Origin of the sequence: Rhizobium sp. BK212, from assembly GCF_014197475.1 — a bacterium.
In the GTDB taxonomy this organism is placed as follows: domain Bacteria; phylum Pseudomonadota; class Alphaproteobacteria; order Rhizobiales; family Rhizobiaceae; genus Rhizobium; species Rhizobium anhuiense.
This window is the reverse complement of record NZ_JACIFS010000002.1, coordinates 631,084-656,435: the sequence shown is the minus strand read 5'-3', so window position 1 is coordinate 656,435 and position 25,352 is coordinate 631,084. Positions and strand designations below refer to the sequence as shown.

The window sequence follows — 25,352 nt, the reverse complement described above, 5'->3', positions numbered from 1 at the left end:
ATCAGGCGGCATTTAGCCTGGCGCGGCCATGCGGGCTGTCGAGATCGAGCGCCGGGCCGACGGGGACGATGCCGGTCGGATTGATCGTCTTGTGGCTGCGGTAATAATGCTGCTTGATGTGGTGGAGGTTCACCGTCTCGGCAACGCCCGCCGTCTGGTAGAGGTCCCTGAGATAACCGGGTAGGTTGCGGTAATCGGCGATGCGGCGGATGTTGCACTTGAAATGGCCGACATAGACGGGGTCGAAGCGCACCAGCGTGGTGAACAGGCGCCAGTCGGCCTCGGTCAATCTGTTGCCGAAGAGGTAGCGGCCCTTGCCCAAGCGTTCGTCGAGCATGTCGAGCGTTTCGAACAGCTTGCCGACGTTTTCCTCATAGGCCGCCTGGGTGGTGGCAAAACCCGCCTTGTAGACGCCGTTGTTGACGGTGTCGTAGACGGTAGTATTCAGCGCATCGATTTCGGCACGGATATCCTCGGGATAGAAATCGGCCTTCGAGCCGGTCAAGCCGTCGAAAGCGCTATTGAACATCCGGATGATCTCGGCGGATTCGTTGCTGACGATCGTGCCGGTTTTCTTGTCCCAGAGCACGGGAACGGTGACGCGGCCGGAATAGTGCGGATCGGCCCTGACATAGATCTGCCAGAGCGCGGACGCACCGAAGAGCTGGTCGCCGGTGGCGCCGTCGCCGACCTTGAACTCCCAGCCATTCTCCGCCATCAGCGGATCGACGACGGAGACCGAGATCAGCCCTTCGAGCTTCTTCAGCTTGCGGAAGATCAGCGTGCGATGCGCCCAGGGGCAGGCAAGCGAGACATAGAGGTGGTAACGCCCGGCCTCGGCCTTGAAGGCGCCGACGCCGGAAGGGCCGGCTTCACCGTCCGACGTCACCCAGTTGCGGAACTGCGAGGGCTGCCGCTTGAAATGGCCCTTGCTCTCCTTCGTGTCGTACCAGACGTCATGCCAGACGCCATCCACCAGCATTCCCATGGTGTTCATCCCTTTGATTGCGTGTTGGAACGGAAGATATCGCAGATGGCAGGGCTTTACAGGCGGCAAAGATTGAACAGAGCGTCACGTCGTGCATTTTGCGTTGGACGACGGAAATTTTTCCTGCTATCGGCCTTTTCACGATTTTCGGACCCCTGCTTGATGTTCATTTCCAGAAACCCGCGACGACGCTGATGTTCCCGAACGCCCAAGGCGTGTTCGAGACCCATCAATCTGTCCATCCGGTTTCTGTCATCATGTACAAGCACGATCTCGTCTACCTCACCGAAGACGCGTCCCACGACGCCGCCATCGAACACATCAACGAAGAGGCCTTTGGTCCTGGCCGTTTCACGCGTGCCGCCGCGCGCATCCGCGAGCAGGGGCCGCACGATCTGTCGCTCTCCTTCATCTGCGCCGACGACTGTGAGACGATCGCCTCCGTGCGCATGACGCCGGTGCTGGCAGGCTCCGTGAAGGGGCATCTGCTCGGCCCGCTCGCCGTCCGCCCCTCCCATAAGAATCAGGGTATCGGCCGGGAGCTGGTACGGATCGCGGTGGAGGCGGCTAGACGCAAGGGCTCGGAAGCCGTCATCCTCGTCGGCGATCCGCCCTATTACGGCCCGCTCGGCTTCGAGAAGGTTGCCTACAACGCGCTGTCCTTCCCGGGCCCCGTCGATCCCGGCCGCGTGCTCGTCGTTCCGATCGCCGAGGGCGTGCACGAACGGCTGAAGGGCATCATCGCCTGGCACGGATGATCAGAGGTTTTTGCGGAGGAAGCTGCGCGTGCGGCCTTCCGGGAAATCCTGAAGCTCCCCGAAAACCTCATAACCCTGACGCAGATAGGCTCGCAGCGCCAGCGGGCTGAAAGTGTCGATCCAGGCGCCGCGGCATCCCCGGATTCTTGCCTCGTCTTCCGCTTTTGCGAGGATCTCGCCGGCGAGACCGGTGCCGCGCAGCGTGTCGGGGATATAGAGCATCTGGGTGAAGAGCCAGCCCCAGGCGGTAAAGCCGGAAAGACCGCCGGTCACCTTGCCGTCGGTGTCGCGGATGAGGACGGCGAGCGGCCGGCGATCCGAGGGGCCGACATCGCCGGTGTTGAAGGCCGAGAGCGCATCGGTGATCGCCGCGAGTTCCTCCGGCGAGGGTGAGGCGGTCAGCTCGAATTCCGGCATGAGATTACCGTCCTTCGCGCCACCACATGGCGCCGAAGGCGAGCAGCAGGATGCCGACGCCGGCGAACCCGGCAAAGAGCGGCAGCGTGTTGATGCCCTTCAAGACCGTCTCGCTGGTCATGCGGATCATCATGCGATCATTGTCGGCGACGCGGACCTGGCCGCGCACCGGCAGGATCGGCGGGACGGAGATCGCGCCATTTGCATTGGCGACCCGGGTGACGAGACCCTTGCTTCTGTCGGCGACCGGCTGCAGCACATCGGTCGTCGAGATCATCGCCTTGAATTCCGGTGCGTCGACGGCGCCGATATGAACAAGCGTCGACAGCTTGCCGTTGCGGATTTCGAAAAGGCCGATCTCGTCCATCCTCTTCTCGGCCTTGTAGAGGCCCGGTTCGGACTGGGTGAGCGGCAGGGTTTCGGTCTTGCCGGAGGGATAACGCACGGTGGCGTTGCCGGGATTGTCGCCGATCGTCTGGCGCGTGACTTCAAGGGTCCGGCCGGAGGCGCGCGCCGTCAGCGCTTCTTCCTCGAGCGCCGGCTCCTTCATCAGCCAATGGGCGATCCGGCGATAGAGCGAAACGTTCGGACCGCCGCCTTCAAAGCCGCGCGCCCAGAGCCAGCCCTGATCGGAAAGCAGCATGGCGACGCGGCCCTGGCCGGCGCGGTTCAGCACCAGCAGCGGATGGTTGTCGGCGCCGAGCATGATCGTTTCGCCCTGCGGCCGGTCGACATCGACGCTGCGGAACCAGCGGCCCCAATGCGGCGGATCCTCGCCCGAACCATCAAGGCCGCGCGTGACGGGATGTTTGCGGCCTTCCTCGGAGAGGCGGGGATAGAAGGCCTTCTCGATCATCTGGCCGGTTGGCGTTGCCGGCAGGACCGAGGAAAGTGGCGTCAGTGCAATGGAATCGGGGCCGGCGTGCTCGGGACCGGCGGCGATCAGCAGCGCGCCGCCATTGTCGACATATTGCGCGATGTAATCGTAATAGAGCAGCGGCAGCACGCCGCGGTGCTGGTAGCGGTCGAAGATGATCAGGTCGAAATCCTTGATCTTGTCGACGAAGAGCTCACGCGTCGGGAAGGCGATCAGCGACAACTCGTTGATCGGCGTGCCGTCCTGTTTTTCCGGCGGACGCAGGATGGTGAAGTGGACGAGATCGACCGACGCGTCCGATTTCAGCAGGTTGCGCCAGGCGCGCTCGCCGGCATGCGGTTCGCCGGAGACAAGCAGGACGCGGAGATTCTGGCGGATGCCGTCGATGACATGGACGGCGCGGTTGTTGGCGGTGGTGACTTCGCCGGGAAGGGCTGCGACCGAGAATTCGAGCACGTTGCTGCCGCCACCCGGCACCTTGAAGGAGAAGGGCGTATCCTGCCCGGGGGTCGCCTGCAGGGTGGCGATCTCGTCACCATTCAGCTTCACGGTGACATCGGCTGTGCCGCCGGGGCTCGGGCCGTCGTCGAAGACGCGCAGGATCACCTGCTGCTCTTCGTTGACGATGCCGAAGCGCGGGCCCTTGATGACTTCGATGCGGCGATCGAATTCGTTGGCCTTGCCGGTGACCAGGCCATGGATCGGGGCGTCGAAACCGAGCGCCTGATTGGCGGCCGGAACATCATGAACCTCCCCGTCGGTCAGCATGATGGCGCCGCCGATGCGGGCGGGCGGAACGTCGGCGATATTGGCCGACAGGGCGTCGAACAGGCGCGTGGACGGCACGTCGGAATTGACGTCGCCTTCGACATCGACGAAGCGCGGCTCTATCTGCGGGAAGCGAGCGAGCTGTCCCTTCAGCGCCGCAAGCGCGTCGTCGGTCATCTTGACGCGATCGGTCGTCTGCTGGCTCTGGCTGCGATCGACGAGAACAGGCACGATCGTCGACAGCTGATCGCGGTCCTCCTGCAGCAGCACGGGATTGGCAAGCGCAGTCAGCATGGCGAGTGCCGCCAGCGTTCTGATCCAGGCGCCGCGAATGCCGCGCCAGATCGCGAAGGCGGCGATAACAGCGCTGACGACGGCCAGTGCGGCCAGAACCGACCAGGGCAGGAAGGGCGAAAAATCGAAGGTCATCTCATTGTCCTAACCGTTCGAGAAGGTCGGGAACATGGACCTGGTCGGTCTTGTAGTTGCCGGTCAGCATGTACATCATGATGTTGACGCCGGAACGGTAGGCATACTCGCGCTGCGTTTCATCGGACGGCACGGTCGGCAGTATCGGTACGCCGTTGTCGTCGATCGCCCAGGCGCCGGCAAAATCATTGCCGGTGATCAGGATCGGCGAAACGCCGTCGGCCGTCGCCGCCGATTTTTCGCTCGGCTCCTGGCCGCCCTGCCGCGCCTCGATCCAGAGGGGGCTGCCGGTATAACGGCCGGGAAAGCTCGAGAGGAGATAGAAGGATTTCGTCAGCACGTGGTCCGATGGCACCGGCTCCAGCGGCGGAATGTCGAGATTGGCGAGGATTGCCTGTAGCCTCTCGCCGTTGGCGCTGACATTGCCGCCATTGTCCAATGCGCTGATCTGGTCGCGCGTATCGAAAAGCACGGTGCCGCCATTGCGCATATAGGCGTCAATACGGCTGATCGCCGCCGACGATGGCATCGGCGCCGTTGCCGAAACCGGCCAGTAAATGATCGGATAAAAGGAGAGCTCGTCTTTGGTGAGGTCGATGCCCACCGGTGGCGCCGGCTCCAGCGTCGTGCGAAACGTCAGGAATTGAGTCAGGCCCTCGAGACCGCGCTCGGAAATATTGTCCACCTCCTGTTCGCCGGTGACGACGTAGGCGAGATGGGTGTTATCGAGCCTCTGCAGGATGAGGTCGTCGCCGGGCTGGGAATCGTCGGCGTGAAGTGTGCCGGGTTGCACGAGAAAGCCGGCGCTGACGGCGACCGCGATCATCGCGGCGGTGCGGACAGCCGGGCGCAATCGCGAGAATGCGCCATTCATGAAGAGGACGATCAGGCTATCGGCCAAGAGCAGCAGAAAGGCTGCGAAAAAGAGTGCGGGTTTTGCCGACCAGCTTTCGCCGCCGATCAGGCCTTCGCGCACGGCATTGGTCCCGGTTGTGTCGAGCGGCGTCAGTTCGGCGTTCTCGGGCAGCACGTTCAGGGAGGTGAAACCATCCTCCGAGCCATAGAGCCCGGGCGGATTGTCGAAATTCGCGGTCGGTTCGGCTCCGGCCTGCGGAATGAGCGGCCGCGCCGAGCCCGTCTCGGAGACGAGCGTGCCCTTGGCCGTGAGCATGCGGAATGGCGGCAGGGTTTCGGAGACACGCGCATTGCCGCGCGCCTCCGACGTCACGCCGCCCGATCGCGATATCTGCAGGAGGTGACGCAGCATGTCGACGAAGGTACCTGAGATCGGCAGATCGGACCAGGTGGCCTCGGCGGTGACATGAAACAGGACGATCTGGCCGGACGCGATCTGCTTCATCGTGACGAGCGGCGTGCCGTCAGCCAGGCTTGCCCAGGTGCGTTCGGCAAGATCGGGCGTCGGTTCGGCAAGCACCTGTCGCTTGACGACGACATCGGCGGGGCGGGCTATGCCGGCGAAAGGCCCAAAATTCGGAAATTCGGCAAGCGACTGCGGCTCGCTCCAGGACAATGTGCCGCCAAGCGCCCGTTCCCCCTGGCGCAGGATGACGGGAATCAATGGATCGTCGGCGGGGGCAGCCGCCATGCGCGGGCCGGCGAAACGCAGCAGCATGCCGCCATTCGATATCCACCGCGTCAGAGGCTCGTAGGTTTCCTCAGGCAGCCGGCCGATATCGGCCATGATGATGATGGAGGGATTGCTGGCGAGAAGTTTTGGTATCGCGACCGAAAGATCGGAATCGGCGGGCTGGATCAGATCCGCATAGGGCTGCAGTGCCCGCTGGATATAATAGAGCGGCGAGAGGAGCGGTTGGAACTCATCGCCTCCTTCACCCGACAGCAATACGACGCGGCGGCGCTTGAATGCGTCGTCGAGAAGGTGGACGGCGCCAGCCGTGGCGCCGTTGTCGACGCTGACGCGCGCGAAATCGTTGCGCATCTCGAAGGGGGCGGTGATCGAACTCGTCGCGACGCTCTGGCCGGGATGGAAATCTACCCTGCCGTTGGCAATCGAGCGGCCCTGGGTATCGACGGCGTTCAGCGCCACCGATGCGGCCTGCGAACTGTTGAGCCGCGTGACCTTGACGGTCATGGCATCAGCCGCATTGTTGGCGGCGGTGATCGCGACCGTCCTTGCGGCATCGCCCTCGATCAGACGGAGATCGATGGGCTGGAGTTCGGCGAGTCTGCGCACCGTGGCGTCGTCGGCCTTGGCAGCGGCGCCGTCGGTCAGGAAGGCGAGGGTGCCGGGCTTGATGCCGTTCAGCGCGCCGCGCAGTGCCTGGAAGGCGCGTTCGCGGTCTGGCACCAGCGGTCGCGGCTCGGCGGCGCGCAGCTTGTCTCGGGCGGCGGCGGCGGTGCCGGGCACGGCGTCGTTGGTCGGATCGGCGGTAAAGGTGATCGACACCGGCGTGCCGGCGGATTCGGCGTCGTCTATCAACGCGTCGGCGGTCTGGATGCGGCGCTCCCAGTCGGGTGCCGCCGCCCAGCTGTTGTCGACGAAGAGGACGAGCGGGCCACCCGATGCGAGCGAACTGGTGCGCGGATTGAAAACTGGATCGGCGATCGCAAGGATGATGGCGGCGGCGAGCAGCATGCGCAGCAGCGTCAACCACCACGGGCTCTGTGCCGGCGTCTCCTCGCGCTTCAGCACGGAAGCGAGGATCTTCAGCGGCGGGAAGACCTCGGTCTTCGGGCGTGGCGGTGTCAGCCGCAGCAGCCACCAGATGACGGGCAGGGCGACGAGCGCGCCGAGAATGGCGGGATAGGCGAAAGCGAAGGGAAGGGCGTTCATAGCTGCCCTCCATGCGTCGCCTTGGCCGGCATGCCGGACAGATACATGTGCACCGCGACCAGCGCCTCGGAAGCAAGATGATCGGTGCGGTGGCTTGCGAAGGTCCAGCCGAGATGGCGCAGCGACTGGCCGAGGCTGTCCCTGCGGGCGAGGTAGGCGTTGCGATAGGCCTCGCGAATGTGTTCGGCGCGGCCGGAAATGAGCTTGGCGCCGCTCTCCGGATCGGTGAATTCGGTGCGGCCGCTATAGGGGAATATCTCTTCGGCGGGATCGGATATCTCGACCACGTGGCCGCGCAGGCCGCGGCGGGCCAGCGGCCCGAGCCGTTCCATGATTGCCGGCGCATCGTCGAGGAAGTCGCCGATGAGGACGAGATCGCTCCAACCGCGGATCATCGCCGTTTCCGGCAGACCGCCGGTCAGCGGCGTGTGCATGAGCGCGGATGCGAGGCGTTCGGCAGCGTTGCGGGCGGAGGCGGGTTCCATGATGCCGGGGCAGCCGATGCGCTCGCCGGAGCGGGCGAGGATTTCGGCAAGCGCCAGCAGGATGACCAGCGCGCGGCTTTCCTTGGAGACATTGCCGTAGCTCGACTTGTACATCATCGAGGGCGACATGTCGCACCAGAGCCAGATCGTGTGCGCCGCCTCCCATTCGCGTTCGCGTACATAGGTGTGGTCGTCACGGGCGGAGCGGCGCCAGTCGATGCGCGACAGGCTCTCGCCCTCGGAATAGGGACGGAACTGCCAGAAATTCTCGCCGATGCCGCGCTTGCGGCGGCCATGCCAGCCGGCGATCACCGTGTTGGCGATGCGCTTGGCTTCCACCAGGCAGTCCGGCACCAGGGCGGCCCGCTGCCTGGCGCGGGAAAGGGCATCGCTGCCGGGTGTCGGATTGACGATCTGTCCGATAGATGCCACGCGTCCGGCTTCCTTATCCCTTTGCCTGCTTGACCAGTCCGGCGATGACGTCGCGCACCGACATGCCTTCGGCGCGGGCGGCGAAAGTCAGCGCCATGCGGTGCTGGAGAATGGGTTCGGCGAGCGCGAAAATATCGTCCAGAGACGGTGCGAGACGGCCTTCGTAAAGGGCGCGGGCACGCGCGCAGAGCATCATTGCCTGGCCGGCGCGCGGGCCCGGGCCCCAGGCGACGTTCTTGTCGGTCGAGGCATTGCCCTGTCCGGGACGGGCCGAACGCACCAGCGCCAGGATAGCGTCGACAACCGTGTCGCTCACCGGCATCTGGCGCACCAGGGTCTGGATCTCGATCAGCCGCTGCGCATCGATGATGGCTTCCGGCCGGGTTTCGCCCAGGCCCGTCGTTTCGAGCAGGATCTGCCGCTCAGCGGCAAGTTCGGGATAGTTGACGTCGACCTGCAGCAGGAAGCGGTCGAGCTGGGCTTCGGGCAGGGGATAGGTGCCTTCCTGCTCGAGCGGGTTCTGGGTGGCGAGCACATGGAAGGGCGCCGGCAGGTCATAGCGCTGGCCGGCGATCGTGATGTGATATTCCTGCATGGATTGCAGAAGAGCAGACTGGGTACGCGGCGAAGCGCGGTTGATCTCGTCGGCCATCAGAAGCTGGGCGAAGACCGGGCCCTTGACGAAACGGAAGGAGCGGCGTCCACTGTCGTCCTGGTCCATCACCTCGGAGCCGAGAATATCCGAGGGCATCAGATCCGGCGTGAACTGGATGCGGTTGGCGGCAAGGCCGAGCACCTCGCCGAGTGTCGTCACCAGCCTGGTCTTGGCAAGACCGGGAACGCCGACAAGCAGGGCATGGCCACCGGAGAGCACGGCGAGGATGGTGTTTTCGACGACGCTTTCCTGACCGAAGATCACCTTCGAGACTTCCGCGCGGATGGCGGCGATATCGGAGAGCGCCTTTTCGGCGGCGGCGACGATCGCCTTTTCATCGAGGCTGGATTCGGTCTTCATCATACCCACGGGCATCTCCAACGGCTGAAATCATTCGGCAGCGAATCGGCGGACTTATACATGTGCCTCATACCCGATAGAGTTATGGAGATGAGACGGGCTGACAAGTTCGTTGCGAATGACTATCTCGTGACTTCACTTCGTTAAGGACAAACCGGGACGGAAGAATGGCAGCCGAGGAAATCAGCGGACAGGCGGATGCGGCGGGACTTGCCGCACTGATTTCGCGTGCATCTGACGAAAGTGGCGGAGAAAAACGCGGCTTACCGCCGGTCGAGCGGTGGAATCCGCCTTTTTGCGGCGATATCGACATGGAAATCAGGGCCGACGGCACCTGGTTCTACATGGGCACGCCGATCGGCCGGCCGGCGCTGGTGCGGCTGTTTTCGACGGTTTTGAGGAAGGACGATGATAAGAAGACCTATCTCGTAACTCCTGTGGAAAAGGTCGGGATAAGGGTCGTCGACGCGCCCTTCACCGCCGTGGAGATGAGCGTGACGGACCGAGAGGGTCAGCAGGTGCTGACCTTCCGTACCAATGTCGGCGATGTCGTGGAGGCGGGAGGAGACCATCGGCTGCGTTTTGCCATTGCGGACGGCAACGCCGAACTGAAACCCTATCTGCATGTGCGCGGGCGGCTGGAGGCGCTGGTGTCGCGTGCGGTGATGTATGAACTGGTCGCGCTCGGCGAGACTTTCGACGTGGGAGGGCGCGCGATGTTTGCGATCCGCTCCGCGGGCGAGGTCTTCCCGGTCATGCCGGCCGACGAACTGGATGCGCTTTCCCGATGAATGATGCAATTACCCAACGTTATCCGCTGTTCTCAGCAGCCGAATTCCGTCGCCGTGCGCTCAACCAGAATGGCGGGCCGGTCGATCATGCCTGGCGCGATCACGGGGACCATATCCTCAACCCCGATATCGTCGCCGAGGTCGAAACCTTCAAGCTGCGCGACGCCGCCGTGCTGGTGCCCGTCGTCGACGACGGCGAGGAGGCGCAGGTGATCTTCACCAAGCGCACGGCGACGCTGCGCAAACATTCCGGGCAGATCGCCTTTCCCGGCGGTTCGATCGATCCTGCCGATGTCTCGCCCGAAATGGCGGCGATCCGCGAGACGGAAGAGGAGATCGGCCTGGCCGGTTCCTTCGTCGAAACCGTCGGTCGCTTGCCGAATTATCTTGCCTCGACGGGCTTCCGCATCACGCCTGTGCTCGGCGTCGTCACGCCGGGCTTCGCGCTGACGCTGAACCCGACCGAGGTGGACGACGTGTTCGAGGTGCCGCTTTCCTTCCTGATGGATCCTGCCAATCACACCCGCGACAGGCGTGTCATCGACGGGATCGACCGGCATTTCTACCGCGTGCCCTATGAAACCAGAATGATCTGGGGCATCACCGCCGGCATCGTCCGCACGCTTTACGAAAGGCTTTATGCATGACCGGCCTTGCCGACCAAGCATGGTTCCGCGACCCGGCACTCGGCCGGATCTTCGCACTTCTCAACGCCGATGGCGGGGAAGGACGGGTGGTCGGCGGCGCGGTGCGCAACAGCCTGATGGACCTGCCGGTCAGCGATGTCGACATCGCCACGACGCTCAGACCGGAGGCGGTGATCGAGCGGGCAGCGGCGGCGGGCATCAAGGCGGTACCAACCGGCCTGCAGCACGGCACAGTGACGCTCGTGATCGACGGCAAACCCTTCGAGGTGACGACGCTTCGCACCGACATCGAGACCGACGGACGCCATGCCAAGGTTGCTTTCAGCACCGACTGGAAGGCAGATGCCGAACGGCGGGATCTGACGATCAACGCACTTTACGCCGATGCCGACGGCGAGGTGGTGGATCTCGTCGGCGGACTTGCCGACATTAAGACGCGCAACATCCGCTTCATCGGCGATGCCGCAAGGCGTATTGCCGAAGATCATCTGCGCATCCTGCGTTTTTTCCGCTTCTTTGCCTATTACGGGTCAGGACGGCCGGACGCCGAGGGGCTGAAGGCCTGTTCCGCAGCGCGTTCAAAACTGAAGATGCTTTCGGCAGAACGCGTCTGGTCGGAATTGCGAAAGCTGCTCGGTGCTGCCGATCCTGGCCGGGCGCTGCTCTGGATGCGGCAGGTGGCCGTGTTGACGGAAATCCTGCCGGAATCGGAACGATGGGGCATCGATGCGATCCCATCGCTGATCACCACCGAAAAGGCGCTCGGCTGGACGCCCGATCCGTTGCTGCGCCTTGCGGCGATCGTGCCGCCTGACGCGGCGCGCGTGGAGGCGCTTGCGGCCCGGCTCAAGCTCTCGAATGCGGAAGCGGCCACTCTCAAGGCCTGGGCAATGGCAGCGCCCGTCAATGACGAGATGTCGCCGGCCGCCTTCGAAAGGCTGCTTTACCGCAACGGCGCCGACGGCATCACGACGCGGCTGAAGCTGGCGCTTGCGGTGGCACGCGGCAAGGCTGAAGGCGATTTCGACGAAATGGCGCGGTCGGCGCGGCTCATCAAGCTGCTGGACAAGGCAATGCATTGGAAGAAGCCGCAGTTTCCGCTGAACGGCGGCGACGTGATTTCGGCGGGAGTGGCGTCCGGCCCGCGCGTCGGCGAATTGCTTGCCGGCCTGGAAAACCAGTGGGTGGAGGAAAATTTCGCCTCCGACCGGGCGGAACTGCTCGTCCGGCTGCAGGAACGCGTGCAATAGGCAAAGCGGCGTCGCATCCGTCGGATGCGGCGGCTTTGGTCGTTGGTATCGATACTCGCCCAGCTATCAGGCGGCGGTCGCTTCGTCGCGGATGCGGGCCTTGATGTTATCAACCATGTTTTCGCGTATGGTCGTTTCGCCGTGGGCCGTCTTCAGGTGCTCGACGGCGCGGCGAACCACTTCTGCGTCATTATCCGCCCGGGTGTGCCAAGCGCAGCCGGGAACGAGCGTGCCGCATTCGAAAAGTCGCATGGTTTTCTCCTCTGTCTGAAACGCAACGGCCATCGCGCTTTCACGCGATTGATGAATGTGCGGAGGAGGAGATGGTTCCGGCCGGCATAAGATGACGACCGGAGAAGGTCTTTCAGTCGGGCATCGCCCAGGCTTTGTAGGTATCCGAAAGCTGGCCGGGCATGTTGCTGTTGGCGGCCGCGGCTTCGTTCTGCAGCTGTTCCGGTGATTTCCCGCCGGCCAGTTGCAGCTTGACCTGCTCGATGAAGCAGGACAGCGGCAAATCCGAGCCGCTCTTGGCCCGCAGTTTCTCCGCGATGCGCGTCAAAAACTCGGATGTGTCGATCGTGCGGGATGTTTCCTGGACATCCGTGGACGTAGGCGAGCCACTTTGTATCGTCATGACAATCCTCCTCCGATTGTTACGCACATACATATAAAGTTAGGACGCGCTGAATTTTCGTGAAGGTCTATCAACTCGAATTTATCGATGAGATATCACAGTCTCACGGCCAACGGACGACGGGGGGCAGCGAGGAGAGAATGGATTCCACATTGCCGCCGGTCTTCAAGCCGAAGATCGTGCCGCGATCATACAGCAGATTGAATTCGACGTAGCGGCCCCGGCGGATCAATTGTTCGTCGCGATCGGCCTCTGTCCACAACTTGTTGAAGTTGGAGCGAACGATCTTCGGATAGACCATGGCGAAGGCCCGGCCGACATCGCGCGTGAAGGCGAAATCGGCGTTCCAGCCGCCGGCTTCCTCGCTCGAATGCAGCCAGTCGTAGAAGATGCCGCCGATGCCGCGGGCCTCATTGCGGTGCTTCAGGAAGAAATATTCGTCGCACCAGGCCTTGTAGGCATCGTAATCGGCGACGGCGTGATTGCGGCAGGCGATCTCCATCGCCTTGTGGAAGAGCTGGCTGTCCTCGTCCTCCTGGGTCCGGCGGCGCGACAGCACCGGCGTCAGGTCGGCGCCGCCGCCGAACCAGCGGCTTGATGTGACCACCATGCGGGTGTTCATATGCACGGCGGGAACGTTGGGGTTCACGGGGTGGGCGATCAGCGAGATGCCCGAGGCCCAGAAACGCGGATCATCCTTGGCACCTGGTATCTGCGTCCGGAAATCCGGGGAGAATTCGCCGTGAACGGTGGAGGTGTGGACGCCGACCTTTTCGAAGACGCGGCCTTCCATCATCGACATCCTGCCACCGCCGCCGGCGCCGTTTTCGCGTGACCAGTCCTTGGCGACGAAGCGGCCGGGTTCCTGGTCGGAGAGCGGCCCTTCCAATTCGTCTTCGATGGCTTCGAAGGAGGCGCAGATCGTATCGCGCAATCCCTCGAACCAATTGCGGGCGGCAGCCTTCTTCTCTTCGATATCGTCAGGCAAGCCGATCGGCAGTTCCGGTCTTTCCATTTGCGCCTCCGGCGGTCACATCCGCTGTGGAAGCGACTCGCTCATTCTTGATTGCGCGCCATGATTAGCAGTTGGCGCAGCATCTCGCCAAGCGTAGCCAAGCACGGTTGGGCGCTTCCAAGATTCGACTCGCAAATCAAGTATTTCGATACTACCTTTTCCCAAGAGGTAGGTTAGATGAAAAAAGTTCCAGGACCTCCATCCTTCGATGGGCTGAAGCGCAGGATAGCGAGACATCGGGCGGAAAATCCTCTGCGCAAGAAGGACCATTTCGTGCGTGAGACATATTGCCTCGGCCTCATGGACGCGCGGGCCAAGGCGCGCGAATGGTTCGACGAATATCCGAAAGCCGCCTACTGGACCGAGGTGGAAAGCTGGCGCCAGCTCGACGGCGACCAGATCGAATTCACCATGCGTCGCCTGCCTTCGGCCGACTGATCGTCACTTCGCAGTGGTGCGTACGCGGCTTTCGATCAAGAGGCCGCTTTCATCCATGATTGGATGCGCGACGGAGACGATGTGGGCGTTGATGCGCTTCAGGTCGCGCAGCATGTCGAGATGCAGCGAACTCGTCTGCAGGCTGTCGGCACGGCCATCGCGCAGACGTTCGAGGTGGCGCTCGGCAGATTGTTTTTCCATCCGGCGCACCTCGACCTTCACCTCCATCATCTGACGCGCGAGATTGAAATCGCGGGTGACGAAGATCGTCTGGGCGACGCGCAGATTGTCGATCGTCAGATCGAACAGCTTGCGCAGTTCCTGATGACCATCCTCGGAGAATTTCAGGCCAAGCGAAATCTTCTTCGTCACCTGCTCCAACAGGCCCTTCTCGATGATGTCGCCCATATGTTCAAGGTTGATCGCATAGTCGATGACGACGATCGAGCGGCGGGCGTTCTCGTCGCTGAGACCCTCGCGGCCAAGTCTGGAGAGATAGACCTTCACCGCCTGCTGCAGTCGGTCGACGCGCTCTTCGAGGGCGGGGATCTCGGCAAGCTTGGATGCGTCGTTGCGCTCGAAGGCTTCGGAGACCCGGATCAGCATGCGCTCGATCAGGTCGCCGACGCCGAGCACTTCGCGGGTGGCGCTGGCGAGGGCCACGACCGGCGTCGAAAGCTCCTGCGCATCCAGATATTTCGGGGCACTGTCAGGCTCGGCCTGATCCGGCACCAGCCTGGCCATCAGGGCGGCGAGCGGCCTGGAGAATGGCCAGGCAACTGCTGCCAGCAGAAGGTTGAAGGCAAGATGCGCATCGACCGGCAGCTTGGCCGGGCCAAAGGGCAGCATCTGGATGAGTTCCGCACCGTAGCCCGCCAGCGGCAGGGCGATGAGACAGCCGAGCGTGCGGATGGCGAGATTGCAGAGAGTGACGCGCCGCGCCGAAGCCGGGCCGGACAATGTCGCGACGACAGGCGGTATCGCACCGCCGAGATTGGCGCCGAGCACGAGCACGATGACGAGTTCGGCAGAGACCACGCCGGCCGAGGCAAGCGACAGGATGAGCACCACCACCGCAAGGCTCGACGAGGACGCAAAGGCGAGTGCCGCCGAGACGATCATTGCCACGGGCAGGGCGCCGTCCAGCAGGCCGATGAAGGCCGCAAGGGCGGGAGAGGCGCGCATCGGCTCCGTCGCAAGGCCGAGAAGGTGCAGCGACAGCAGCATCAGCCCGATGCCGATCAGCGCCGTGCCGCCGCCCTGGCTGGTGCTGGAGCGGCCGCGGTAAAGCACGATGCCGGCGAGGATCAGAAGCGGGGAAAGCCATTCGATGCCGGTGGCGACGATCCAGGCTGTGATCGCGGTACCGACATTGGCGCCGAGCAGAACGATCTGCGCCATGCGCGGCTTGATCAGGTCACGTTCAACGAAGGAGGCGGTCATCAGCGCCGTTGCCGTCGAACTCTGCAGCGCGACGGTTGCAACGAGACCCGACAGGAAAGAACGAAGACTGCCGCGCGTACCGGTCGCCAGACCCGTTCTGAGGCGGGCTCCGAAGGCTCTAGATACGCCATCCTTTACCTGCGCGAGGCCGAACAGCAGCAGAGCCACGGCGCCGAACAGGTTGATCATGATGATTGTAGAGTCCATTTTGTTGTTTTTATTCTTCTTTCACAGATCTGGAGAAGTGCTGCTTTCCTCGCATAGCTATTCCAACTTATTGGAATCATGGAGGCCAATATTGAATTTTTGATTGCCCGGCTAATAAATATACGCCGGTTTCACAGATAGACAACGCTATTTTGCGACATATTCTGGAGCGGATCGGCAATTCCGCAGGCTTTGCTCCGCCGGCGCCCGCGTTCGTCAGGTCCAGACGGTTTGGCGCATTGCCTCGCCGACGATCATCGCGGCCGAAACAGCGACGTTGATCGAGCGCTGGCCGTCGACCATTGGGATCAGGATGCGTGCATCGGCTGCTTCATGGACCTGATCCGGCACGCCGGCGCTTTCGCGGCCGAAGAGCAGGATATCGTCCGGGCGGAAGGCGAAATCAGTGTAGCGCTCCGCAGCCTTGGTCGAGGCGAGGATCAGGCGGCGGCCGGTGGTCAGACGCCACGCTTCGAAGCGGTCCCAATTGACATGGCGGGTGAGGGCCGCGGCGGCGATATAATCCATGCCGGCCCGTTTCAGGTTGCGGTCGGACACATCGAAGCCGGCGGGCTCGATCAAATCGACCGCGAAGCCAAGGCAGGCGGCAAGGCGCAGGATCGTGCCGGTATTGCCAGGAATATCCGGCTGATAGAGTGCCAGTCTGAGTAAAGTCATGATGCGCCGTCTTTCCGCTTTCGCCGTCAAAGGCCTAATGCAACTGTGATTTCGGCGCAACAGGGCGCGTTTTGACCAGGAAACGTTCAATTTACGGCAATACAGGGCTGGAATTTTCGCGGTTTTCGCGTTATCCATGCCTATCTTCAATCGCCAGCAGGGAGGGTCACAATGAATATTTTGCTCGATATGCGCCTTCCCGCCGTGATGCCGATTAAGGCGACACGCCGCCGCTAGTGCGCATTTCTTTCTGAAATCCCCCTTTTGATCCATTGTGCGGCTGTTTCGGCCTCGCCCCTTGAACGTTCGGTTCCCATATGTGCTTGCATGGCGCTGGGATGGCGCGAAGCCGGGAGCCGAAACGCTGACGTTTCGGAGCAATTTCATGTTTGGCTGGTTCGAACAGCGACTCAATCCCTTTCCGAGCGAGGAGCCTGTCGCCCCGCCGAAGGGTCTCTTTGCCTTCTGCTGGCATTACAGCAAGCCGGCAGCCCCCTGGCTCGGCCTGATGGCGCTGCTGACAGCGCTGATCGCCGTCGGCGAAGTGGCGCTGTTCCAGTTCCTGGGCGACATCGTCGACTGGCTGACCAATGCCGACCGCGCCACCTTCCTGCAGACGGAGGGTCACAAGCTTTTCTGGATGGCGGCGCTTGTGCTGGTCGGTCTGCCGCTGACGGCGGGGCTCGATTCTCTCATCATGCATCAGATGATGCTCGGCAATTATCCGATGATCGCACGCTGGCAGATGCACCGCTTCCTGCTGCGCCACAGCATGTCGTTCTTCGCCAACGAGTTTGCCGGGCGTGTCGCCACCAAGGTGATGCAGACGTCGCTCGCCGTGCGCGAGACGGTGATGAAGATCCTCGACGTCTTCGTCTATGTCGTGACGTACTTCCTGACGATGATCATCGTCATCGCAGCGGCCGACTGGCGGCTGATGATCCCGATCCTCGTCTGGCTCGCCGTCTATATCAGCATCGTCGCCTATTTCGTGCCACGGCTTCGCAAGATCGCGGCCGCCCAGGCGGATGCGCGCTCGATGATGACGGGGCGCGTGGTCGACAGCTATACGAATATCGCCACCGTCAAGCTGTTTTCGCATGCGGGCCGCGAGGAGGTCTATGCCAAGGAGGGCATGGATGAGTTTCTGCAGACCGTGCACAAGCAGATGCGCAAGGTGACGCTCTTCCACATCAGCGTCTATCTGAACAACTGCGTTGCGCTCTTCGTCATTTCGGGCCTGTCGATCTGGTTCTGGCTGAACGGAGCGATTTCGGTCGGCGCCATCGCCATCGCCATTGGTCTTGCCATGCGCGTCAACGGCATGTCGCAATGGATCATGTGGGAAGTCTCGGCGCTGTTCGAGAATATCGGCACGGTCTATGACGGCATGGAGATGATGAGCAAGCAACACGACATCGTCGACAAGCCGGGTGCGCCCACCTTGACGGCGAAGAAGGGCGCGATCCACTACGACCGCATCCGCTTCCACTACGGCAAGAGCAAGGGTGTCATCGACAATCTGTCGCTCGACATCAAGGCGGGCGAGAAGGTCGGCCTGGTCGGCCGCTCCGGCGCCGGTAAGACGACGCTGATGAACCTGCTGCTGCGCTTCTACGACCTGGAGGCCGGCCGCATCACCATCGACGGGCAGGACATCGCCGGCGTCTCGCAGGAAAGCCTGCGCTCGCTGATCGGCGTGGTGACGCAGGATACGTCGCTGCTGCATCGCTCGATCCGCGACAACATCGCCTATGGCCGTCCCGATGCCTCGGACGTCGAGATAATCGAGGCCGCCAAACGTGCGAATGCCTGGGAGTTCATCGAAGGCCTCGTCGACATGCAGGGCCGCGAGGGGCTCGACGCGCAGGTCGGCGAACGCGGCGTCAAGCTGTCTGGCGGTCAGCGGCAGCGCATCGCGATCGCCCGCGTTTTCCTGAAGGACGCGCCGATCCTGGTGCTCGACGAGGCAACTTCGGCGCTCGATTCGGAAGTCGAAGCGGCAATCCAGGAGAACCTCTTTGCCCTGATGGAGGGCAAGACGGTGATCGCGATCGCCCACCGGCTTTCGACGCTGACGGAGATGGACCGGCTGATCGTGCTCGACAAGGGCCGGATCATCGAGGCCGGCTCGCACAGCGAACTGATCGAGGGCGGCGGTATCTATGCCGACCTGTGGAACCGCCAGTCCGGCGGCTTCCTCTCCGATCACGCCGAGGAAGCGGAAGAGGCTGCGGAATAAGATGAAAGAGGCCCTCCCTGCGAAAGCGGGGAGGGCCTCTTGAATTCTCAGGGTTGCTTCGAATTTGCCGGCGCGGTTGCTATCCGTTCAAAGGCTGTCGGCCCAGTCGATCGCGCGGTGATGTTCGATCAGGACGATGGTGTTGGCGGCGGCGATCGTGCGCAGCGCCGTGATGCGGCGGCGCTCCTCCTGGTCGATCCAGGCGGTGATGGCCTCGGTGACGATTTCGTCGCGCGGCTGCGCCAGGTCGATGGCCAGGGCATCCAGCCTCTCTGCAAGCGGAAGCGGAATATGCGCATCGAGCATTTTCGTTTCCATGGACCTTCTCTCCGGTGACACGCGATCGTAACGTCAGATTGTGACGGGTTCGGGGGCAGTCAATGGCGATGCCGCCGATGTTATCGTTTATTACAAAAATATAAGATTGCGTCCGCTTTTCATTCTCTTTGCCGCTCCCCTCAATCCGCCTATATCGCTTCTATGTTCCTGCGCCCCATCCTCCGCCTGTTCGAAACCTGGATCGATCCGTTCCGTCCACGCGCCAATCTCCAGCCGCCGCGCTCGACGCTCGGCTTCGTCTGGTTCTATATCGGCCAGGCGAGGATGCCGTTCATCGCCATGCTCGTTCTCGGCGGGACATCGGCGGCAATCGAGGCGGCGCTCTTCTGGTTCGTCGGCCGGCTGGTCGATATCCTCGGCAGTATCAAGCCCGGCGCCGGCTGGAGCGGACTTCTCGCAGCCCATGGCGGCGAACTGTTCGGCATGCTCGCCCTCATCGGGGTCGTGCGCTTCGTCGTCGCCTTCCTGATCGCGCTCGTCGATCAGCAGGTGATCACGCCTGGTTTCTATAATCTAGCACGCTGGCAGTCCTATCTCCATGTCTCCCGCCAGTCTTTATCGTTCTTTCAGAGCGATTTCTCCGGACGTATCGTCACCAAGGTCTGGTCGGCCGGGCAGGCAACCGGCGATCTCGTCACCTCGCTGATGGAAAGCGTCTGGTTCGTCGGCATCTATGCCGTAACGACGCTCGTGCTCGTCGCCCGGCTGGACTTCTCCCTTGCCGCCGTCGTGCTGTTCTGGCTTGGCGCCTTCAGCCTGCTTGCCCGCCACTTCGTTCCGCGAATTCGCCATCATTCCCGCGAAACGGCGGAAGCCGGATCGATGCTGAATGGCCGGATGGTCGATTCCTACAGCAACATGCAGACGCTGAAGCTGTTTGCGCGCGATGAGGAGAGCGACCGCTATATGCGGCAGGGCTTCGATATCTATCAGGATACGGTGCTGCGTTTCACGCGGTTCATCACTGGTGTCAGGGCCTCCATGGCGCTGCTCTCCGGCCTGATGATCGTGACGATGGCGGGGCTGAGCGTCGATTTGTGGCTGCGCGGCCTGGTCAGTTCCGGTGCTGTGGCATTCTCGTTGGCGCTGGTGCTCCGGCTGAATTTCCTGCTCGGACGGCTGATGACGCAATTCAACGGCATCATGCGCAATCTCGGCACCATCCAGAACGCCGCCGAACTGATCTCGCAGCCGCTGGGGCTCGTCGACCGGGCCGATGCCAAAAATCTGGTGATCCGGCATCCCGGCATCCGCTTCGACAATGTTTCCTTCCGCTACGGCAAGGGTCATCAGCCGGTCGTCGAGAATTTCTCTCTGACCATCCGACCGGGCGAAAAGGTCGGAATCGTCGGCCGTTCGGGCGCGGGGAAGTCGACCCTGATGAACCTGCTTCTAAGGCTCTACGACATCCAGGACGGCCGCATTCTCATCGACGGCCAGGATATTGCAGCCGTGACGCAGGAATCGCTCAGGATGCAGATCGGCGTCGTCAGCCAGGACACTTCGCTGCTGCACCGTTCGGTGCGTGACAATATCCTGTTCGGACGGCCGGATGCCGGCGAGGAGGGGCTGGTCGAGGCGGCCAAGCGCGCCGAAGCCATCGACTTCATCGCCCGCCTGCAGGATCAGCAGGGCCGCAGAGGTTTCGATGCGCATGTCGGAGAGCGCGGTGTCAAACTGTCTGGCGGGCAGCGCCAGCGCATCGCCATTGCCCGGGTCATGCTGAAGGATGCCCCGATCCTTGTTCTCGACGAGGCGACGTCGGCGCTCGATTCGGAGGTGGAGGAAGCGATCCAGTCCAATCTCCACCGGATCATGGAAGGCAAGACGGTGCTTGCGATCGCCCATCGGCTGTCGACGATCGCCGCACTCGACCGGCTGATCGTCGTCGATCTCGGCCGGATCATCGAGGAGGGCAGCCATGACGAACTGCTTCGCCGCGGCGGGCTCTATGCCGAACTTTGGGCACGCCAGTCCGGCGGCTTCCTCGCGACGGACGAGGATGTGGGCTCAAGGGTCGACGACGAATTCCGCCATGAGGCCAAAATGGTTTGATCCGAAACTGTCCTCGATGCGGCGGACCGATTTCAGCCGCAGGGGCGCCCTGCTGAAGATATGATCGATCGGAATGCCGAAAGCACCGGCGCGGATTGGCCATGTCGCCGGCTCCAGCGATGCCGTGCCCAGGCCCTGGCTGCGCATGAGATACTGCACGTCGGGCGCCAGAATCGACGTATTGAAATCACCGGCAAGAACGAGCGGTCCCGGCAGGGAAGGGATAATCTCCGCGAGGTCTGCGATCTCAAGGCCGTGGAATTCGTCGTAATAGGGTTTGGTCAGGTGCGCGGCGAGGAAATTGACCTTCTGGCCGTCGAAATCGATCGTCGAGATCGTCAGCCGGTTGCGCCATAGGAGCCCGAGGCTGCGGATACGAGGTTCGATAAGCGGGCGCTTCGACAGGACCAGCGTATCGCATTGCTCCATGCCGACACCGCAGCCGATGTAATAAGGGTAGGTCTTCAACAGCCGCGGCAATTCCGACAGCAGCGGTTCGGCCTCCAGGATGTTGACGACGTCGGCGCCTGAGGCAATGGCCATGTCTGCGATCGCTGCCCCGTTCGCGAAATTATCGTTCTCGATATTAAAGGACATCAGCTTGAAGAGGACCGGGCGGCTTTGATCGACCGCGGGCTCGACGAATTCGCGCATCATCACGGCGCCGTGGACGGCAAGAACCAGCGATACGCCGAGCGTCAGAAACCCATACCAGTGCCGCTTGACGAGAAGGGCCGCGATCGAGGCGGCCGCCGCGGCCGCCGCCAGATGGAGCTGGAAGCTGTAAAAGAAGGAAAGCAGGTAGAAATCTTTGACATAGCGCAGAGAGACGATGGCGAGGACGAGGGTGGTGAGGACGCTGAATACGCAAAAAATCGTGTCTCTCATCCGCTCCGGTCCGGCTCGCTGGCGTGGTTGTGACTGCGCCTATCACGCCGGCTTTTTTGTTGCAATGCAACATAATGGCGAGCGCGTGTTTGCCTTAAAAAATTCATCCGAAATTTCCCGCGACATTGTGCCCTCATCCCCTTGTCAAGGCTGGACATAATTTGCGATCAAGCATAGAACGCGCCGGATTGCCGGGGAATCTATGGCCGAATTGTGTCCAGAGAGATTCGCCGGTAGAGGGGGTAGGGCGGAATTCCGCGAAAATTGCGCAGAGGATGTTAGCCGTGAGCGAACACGAAACGACAAGCGAGGGCATGGGCGAACCCACTCGCCGTGATTTCCTTTATCTCACCACTGGTATGGCAGGCGCCGTCGGCGCCGTTTCGGTCGCTTGGCCGTTCATCGATCAGATGCGTCCTGATGCTTCGACGCTCGCTCTCGCCTCCATCGAAGTCGACGTTGCCAGCCTCGAGCCCGGCATGTCGCTGACGGTCAAATGGCGCGGCAAGCCGATCTTCATCCGCAACCGTACCCCGGAAGAAGTGACGGCCGCAGCCGATGTTCCGCTGTCGGACCTCAAAGATCCGGTCGCGCGCAATGCAAACCTTCCTGTCGACGCTCAGGCAACGGGTGTTGACCGTTCGGGCGGCAAGGGCAAGGAAAACTGGATCGTCATGATCGGCACCTGCACCCATCTCGGCTGCGTGCCGCTCGGTCAGGCCGGCGAATACAACGGTTGGTTCTGTCCCTGCCATGGCTCGGTCTACGACACGGCGGGCCGTATTCGTAAGGGTCCTGCGCCGCAGAACCTGGCGATTCCGACCTTTTCATTTTTGTCCGATACCAAAATCAAGATCGGTTGAGGGGAGACTGATTAATGAGTGGCCATTCCAGCTACGAGCCATCAACCGGCCTCGAGAAATGGGTCGATGCGCGCCTTCCGCTGCCGCGCATGGTCTATGACAGCTTCATCGCCTATCCGGTTCCGCGTAACCTGAACTATGCCTACACCTTCGGCGCCATGCTCGCCGTCATGCTGGTGGTGCAGATCCTGACGGGTGTCACGCTCGCCATGCACTACGCCGCCGACACGACGATCGCCTTCAACTCCGTTGAAAAGATCATGCGCGACGTCAACCACGGCTGGCTGCTGCGCTACATGCATGCCAACGGCGCATCCTTCTTCTTCGTCGCCGTCTACCTGCACATCGCCCGCGGTCTTTACTACGGCTCCTACAAGGCGCCGCGCGAAATCCTCTGGATCCTCGGCGTGGTCATCTACCTCCTGATGATGGCGACCGGCTTCATGGGCTACGTCCTGCCCTGGGGCCAGATGTCCTTCTGGGGTGCGACGGTCATTACCGGCTTCTTCTCGGCTTTCCCGCTGGTCGGCGAATGGATCCAGCAGTTCCTGCTCGGCGGCTTTGCCGTCGATCAGCCGACGCTGAACCGCTTCTTCTCGCTGCACTACCTGCTGCCCTTCATGATCGCCGGCGTCGTCGTCCTGCACATCTGGGCGCTGCATGTCGTCGGCCAGACCAACCCGACGGGCGTCGAGGTCAAGACGAAGACCGACACGGTTCGCTTCACGCCCTATGCGACGATGAAGGATGCGCTCGGCGTTTCGGTCTTCCTGCTGGTCTATGCCTATTTCGTCTTCTACCTGCCGAACTTCCTCGGCCATGCCGACAACTACATCCCGGCTGACCCGTTGAAGACGCCGGCCCACATCGTTCCGGAATGGTACTTCCTGCCCTTCTACGCGATGCTGCGCTCGATCACCTTCAACATCGGCCCGATCGACTCCAAGCTCGGCGGCGTGCTGGTGATGTTCGGCGCGATCATCGTGCTGTTCTTCCTGCCGTGGCTCGATACCTCGAAGGTCCGTTCGGCCGTCTACCGCCCCTGGTACAAGCTGTTCTACTGGCTGTTCGTGATCAATGCGATCATCCTCGGCTGGCTCGGTTCGCAGCCGGCGGAAGGGCTGTTCACCACGATCTCGCAGATCTGCACACTCCTCTACTTCGCTTTCTTCCTGGTCGCGATGCCAGTTCTAGGCTTGGTGGAAACGCCGCGCCGTATCCCGAACTCGATCACCGAAGCGGTGCTCGAAAAGCGCAACAAGACAGCTGCCGCCAGTGCAGCGGCCAATGCGTAAGCGCGCGACGGAAGGGAATAGAAATATGAAAACGCTTGTTGCAAGCATTCTGCCGCTCGCCGTCGCTGTCGTTCTCGGCAGCGCAGCCTTCGCCGAGGAAGCGGCGCCCGCGAATGGAGCAGCACCTGCCCATCACGAGGAAGGCGCGACGCCGCACTATCCGCTGAAGGAGCCGAAAGAGGAAGAATGGAGTTTTGCCGGACCGTTCGGTCATTACGACAAGGCTCAGCTTCAGCGCGGCCTCAAAGTCTATACCGAAGTCTGTTCCGCCTGCCATTCGATGAACCTTGTGCCTTTCCGCATGCTCGACGAGCTCGGTTATTCCGAGGCGCAGGTGAAGGCTTTCGCCGCGAATTACGAGGTCCAGGATGGCCCGAACGCCGCCGGCGAGATGTTTACCCGCAAGGCGGTCCCTTCCGATCACTTCCCGTCGCCTTTCCCCAATGCGGAAGCGGCGGCTGCTTCCAACAATGGCGCGGCTCCGCCCGACTTTTCGTTGATCGCAAAGGCCCGCGAGGTCGAGCGCGGTTTCCCGCAATTCGTCTTCGATATCTTCACCCAATATCAGGAAAGCGGACCGGACTACATCCACTCGCTGCTGACCGGCTATGAAGAGCCGCCGGCCGGTTTCCAGGTGCCTCAGGGTGGACATTATAACCCTTATTTCCATGCCGCCGCCGTCCTCGCCATGCCGAAGCCGCTCTCCGACGGCCAGGTGACCTATGACGACGGCGCGCCGGCGACCGTCGAGCAGTATTCCAGGGACGTCTCCGCCTTCCTGATGTGGGCCGCCGAGCCGCATCTCGAAGAGCGCAAGCGCACCGGCTTCATGGTCATGATCTTCCTGGCGATCTTCACGGTGCTGATCTACCTGACGAAGCGCTCGGTTTACGCCAACAAGGAACACTGAGCGTTCCCTACCGGAATTCGAAAGGCGGCTTGCGGGCCGCCTTTTTTGTTGGTTCCATTCCTGTCAATTGATAGGGTGCGGCCAGTTTCATGCGCTCGCAGATATGGATTTTCCATGGACAATACGACTTCGGAGCTCGCAGCCAGCATCCGCTCCATTCCCGACTATCCCAAGCCGGGCATCATCTTCCGTGACATCACCACGCTGCTCGGCAACCCTCGCGCTTTCCGCCGGGCGGTCGACGAGCTCGTGCAGCCCTATGCGGGCATGAAGATCGACAAGATCGCCGGCATGGAGGCGCGCGGCTTCATTCTCGGCGGCGCGGTGGCGCACCAGCTTTCCTCGGGCTTTGTGCCGATCCGCAAGAAGGGCAAGCTGCCGCACGAGACCGTGCGCATCGCCTACAGCCTGGAATATGGCGTCGACGAGATGGAGATGCATCGCGATGCGGTGCAGCCCGGCGAGAAGGTGATCCTGGTCGACGACCTGATCGCTACCGGCGGCACGGCGGTGGGTGCCACGAAGCTGCTGCGCCAAATCGGCGCCGAAGTGGTCGGCGCCTGCTTCGTCATCAATCTGCCGGATCTCGGCGGCCGCAAGAAGCTGGAAGAGCTCGGCGTCGTCGTGCACACGCTGGTCGAATTCTCCGGTCACTGAGTCCGTGGCTACTATG

General features: G+C 62.3%; 24 protein-coding genes. 11 read left to right on the top strand and 13 right to left on the bottom strand.

Going from position 1 to position 25,352, the window contains the following annotated elements; genetic code table 11:
* Position 1 precedes the first annotated feature (1 nt).
* Positions 2–988 (bottom strand): glutathione S-transferase family protein, encoded by a 987-nt coding sequence (locus tag FHT79_RS08250; protein ID WP_183903220.1) that lies wholly within the window; start codon positions 986–988, stop codon positions 2–4.
* 194 nt (positions 989–1,182) lie between these two features.
* Here FHT79_RS08250 and FHT79_RS08245 point away from each other — a divergent pair, with 194 nt between their 5' ends.
* Positions 1,183–1,746, top strand: coding sequence for an N-acetyltransferase (locus tag FHT79_RS08245; RefSeq protein WP_183903219.1), 564 nt, complete (start codon positions 1,183–1,185; stop codon positions 1,744–1,746).
* Here the strand turns inward: FHT79_RS08245 and FHT79_RS08240 are convergent, their stop codons facing one another.
* From FHT79_RS08240 to FHT79_RS08220, 5 genes are read right to left on the bottom strand one after another with little or no spacing between them, the layout of a single operon-like run.
* Positions 1,747–2,163 carry a GNAT family N-acetyltransferase gene (locus tag FHT79_RS08240; RefSeq protein WP_063474518.1) on the bottom strand — a complete coding sequence of 139 codons (417 nt, stop codon included), beginning with the start codon at positions 2,161–2,163 and terminating at the stop codon, positions 1,747–1,749.
* Between the two features lie 4 nt (positions 2,164–2,167).
* Positions 2,168–4,237 (bottom strand): hypothetical protein, encoded by a 2,070-nt coding sequence (locus FHT79_RS08235; protein ID WP_063474519.1) that lies wholly within the window; start codon positions 4,235–4,237, stop codon positions 2,168–2,170.
* Position 4,238: 1 nt separating this feature from the next.
* Positions 4,239–7,052, bottom strand: coding sequence for a DUF4159 domain-containing protein (locus FHT79_RS08230; protein ID WP_183903218.1), 2,814 nt, complete (start codon positions 7,050–7,052; stop codon positions 4,239–4,241).
* Positions 7,049–7,969, bottom strand: coding sequence for a DUF58 domain-containing protein (locus FHT79_RS08225; protein ID WP_183903217.1), 921 nt, complete (start codon positions 7,967–7,969; stop codon positions 7,049–7,051). The genes FHT79_RS08230 and FHT79_RS08225 overlap by 4 nt, the downstream gene beginning before the upstream one ends.
* A 13-nt stretch (positions 7,970–7,982) precedes the next feature.
* Positions 7,983–8,993: a MoxR family ATPase gene (locus FHT79_RS08220; protein WP_028757018.1), complete on the bottom strand. Its 1,011-nt coding sequence runs from the start codon at positions 8,991–8,993 to the stop codon at positions 7,983–7,985.
* Between the two features lie 158 nt (positions 8,994–9,151).
* Between FHT79_RS08220 and FHT79_RS08215 the strand changes: the two genes are divergently transcribed.
* Genes FHT79_RS08215 through FHT79_RS08205 form a run of 3 tightly spaced genes read left to right on the top strand, consistent with a single transcriptional unit; the run spans position 9,152 to position 11,672 of the window.
* Positions 9,152–9,775: a DUF1285 domain-containing protein gene (locus FHT79_RS08215; protein WP_047611283.1), complete on the top strand. Its 624-nt coding sequence runs from the start codon at positions 9,152–9,154 to the stop codon at positions 9,773–9,775.
* Positions 9,772–10,422, top strand: coding sequence for a CoA pyrophosphatase (locus FHT79_RS08210; protein ID WP_028757009.1), 651 nt, complete (start codon positions 9,772–9,774; stop codon positions 10,420–10,422). The genes FHT79_RS08215 and FHT79_RS08210 overlap by 4 nt, the downstream gene beginning before the upstream one ends.
* Positions 10,419–11,672, top strand: coding sequence for a CCA tRNA nucleotidyltransferase (locus tag FHT79_RS08205; protein ID WP_047611279.1), 1,254 nt, complete (start codon positions 10,419–10,421; stop codon positions 11,670–11,672). Before FHT79_RS08210 ends, FHT79_RS08205 begins: the two co-directional genes overlap by 4 nt.
* Before the next feature lie 66 nt (positions 11,673–11,738).
* Here FHT79_RS08205 and FHT79_RS08200 read toward each other — a convergent pair whose 3' ends face one another.
* The 3 genes from FHT79_RS08200 to hemF form a co-directional block, all read right to left on the bottom strand.
* Positions 11,739–11,924, bottom strand: coding sequence for a DUF1059 domain-containing protein (locus FHT79_RS08200; protein ID WP_010029983.1), 186 nt, complete (start codon positions 11,922–11,924; stop codon positions 11,739–11,741).
* 112 nt (positions 11,925–12,036) lie between these two features.
* Positions 12,037–12,306, bottom strand: coding sequence for a hypothetical protein (locus FHT79_RS08195; RefSeq protein ID WP_028757011.1), 270 nt, complete (start codon positions 12,304–12,306; stop codon positions 12,037–12,039).
* Positions 12,307–12,409: 103 nt separating this feature from the next.
* A complete protein-coding gene (hemF, locus tag FHT79_RS08190) occupies positions 12,410–13,321 on the bottom strand; it encodes an oxygen-dependent coproporphyrinogen oxidase (protein ID WP_028757012.1) in 912 nt (303 codons plus the stop codon).
* A 177-nt stretch (positions 13,322–13,498) separates the two neighbouring features.
* Between hemF and FHT79_RS08185 the strand changes: the two genes are divergently transcribed.
* Positions 13,499–13,759: a hypothetical protein gene (locus FHT79_RS08185; protein WP_047611276.1), complete on the top strand. Its 261-nt coding sequence runs from the start codon at positions 13,499–13,501 to the stop codon at positions 13,757–13,759.
* Between the two features lie 3 nt (positions 13,760–13,762).
* Here the strand turns inward: FHT79_RS08185 and FHT79_RS08180 are convergent, their stop codons facing one another.
* Positions 13,763–15,409, bottom strand: coding sequence for a Na/Pi cotransporter family protein (locus FHT79_RS08180; RefSeq protein WP_183903216.1), 1,647 nt, complete (start codon positions 15,407–15,409; stop codon positions 13,763–13,765).
* Between the two features lie 216 nt (positions 15,410–15,625).
* Positions 15,626–16,087, bottom strand: coding sequence for a tRNA (cytidine(34)-2'-O)-methyltransferase (locus FHT79_RS08175; protein WP_047611274.1), 462 nt, complete (start codon positions 16,085–16,087; stop codon positions 15,626–15,628).
* A gap of 385 nt (positions 16,088–16,472) precedes the next feature.
* On the opposite strand from FHT79_RS08175, the gene FHT79_RS08170 reads away from it, so the two are divergent.
* Complete coding sequence (locus tag FHT79_RS08170; protein ID WP_028757015.1) at positions 16,473–18,329, top strand: ABC transporter ATP-binding protein; 1,857 nt, start codon at positions 16,473–16,475, stop codon at positions 18,327–18,329.
* An 87-nt stretch (positions 18,330–18,416) separates the two neighbouring features.
* Here the strand turns inward: FHT79_RS08170 and FHT79_RS08165 are convergent, their stop codons facing one another.
* Positions 18,417–18,647, bottom strand: coding sequence for a ribbon-helix-helix protein, CopG family (locus FHT79_RS08165; protein WP_028757016.1), 231 nt, complete (start codon positions 18,645–18,647; stop codon positions 18,417–18,419).
* Between the two features lie 162 nt (positions 18,648–18,809).
* Here FHT79_RS08165 and FHT79_RS08160 point away from each other — a divergent pair, with 162 nt between their 5' ends.
* Positions 18,810–20,723: an ABC transporter ATP-binding protein gene (locus FHT79_RS08160; protein WP_097542077.1), complete on the top strand. Its 1,914-nt coding sequence runs from the start codon at positions 18,810–18,812 to the stop codon at positions 20,721–20,723.
* On the opposite strand, the gene FHT79_RS08155 is transcribed toward FHT79_RS08160, so the two are convergent.
* Positions 20,679–21,611: an endonuclease/exonuclease/phosphatase family protein gene (locus FHT79_RS08155; RefSeq protein WP_063474523.1), complete on the bottom strand. Its 933-nt coding sequence runs from the start codon at positions 21,609–21,611 to the stop codon at positions 20,679–20,681. The genes FHT79_RS08160 and FHT79_RS08155 overlap by 45 nt on opposite strands.
* 284 nt (positions 21,612–21,895) lie before the next feature.
* On the opposite strand from FHT79_RS08155, the gene petA reads away from it, so the two are divergent.
* The 4 genes from petA to FHT79_RS08135 all read left to right on the top strand — a co-directional run bounded on the left by petA (position 21,896) and on the right by FHT79_RS08135 (position 25,336).
* The gene (gene petA, locus FHT79_RS08150) at positions 21,896–22,474 is read left to right on the top strand and encodes a ubiquinol-cytochrome c reductase iron-sulfur subunit (RefSeq protein WP_063474524.1); all 579 of its coding nucleotides are present in this window, start codon (positions 21,896–21,898) and stop codon (positions 22,472–22,474) included.
* A gap of 14 nt (positions 22,475–22,488) precedes the next feature.
* Positions 22,489–23,769, top strand: a complete 1,281-nt coding sequence (locus tag FHT79_RS08145) for a cytochrome b N-terminal domain-containing protein (RefSeq protein ID WP_047611266.1) — start codon at positions 22,489–22,491, stop codon at positions 23,767–23,769.
* 25 nt (positions 23,770–23,794) lie between these two features.
* The gene (locus FHT79_RS08140) at positions 23,795–24,679 is read left to right on the top strand and encodes a cytochrome c1 (RefSeq protein ID WP_047611264.1); all 885 of its coding nucleotides are present in this window, start codon (positions 23,795–23,797) and stop codon (positions 24,677–24,679) included.
* A gap of 114 nt (positions 24,680–24,793) precedes the next feature.
* Positions 24,794–25,336: an adenine phosphoribosyltransferase gene (locus FHT79_RS08135; protein WP_183903215.1), complete on the top strand. Its 543-nt coding sequence runs from the start codon at positions 24,794–24,796 to the stop codon at positions 25,334–25,336.
* The last annotated feature ends 16 nt before the right edge of the window (positions 25,337–25,352 follow it).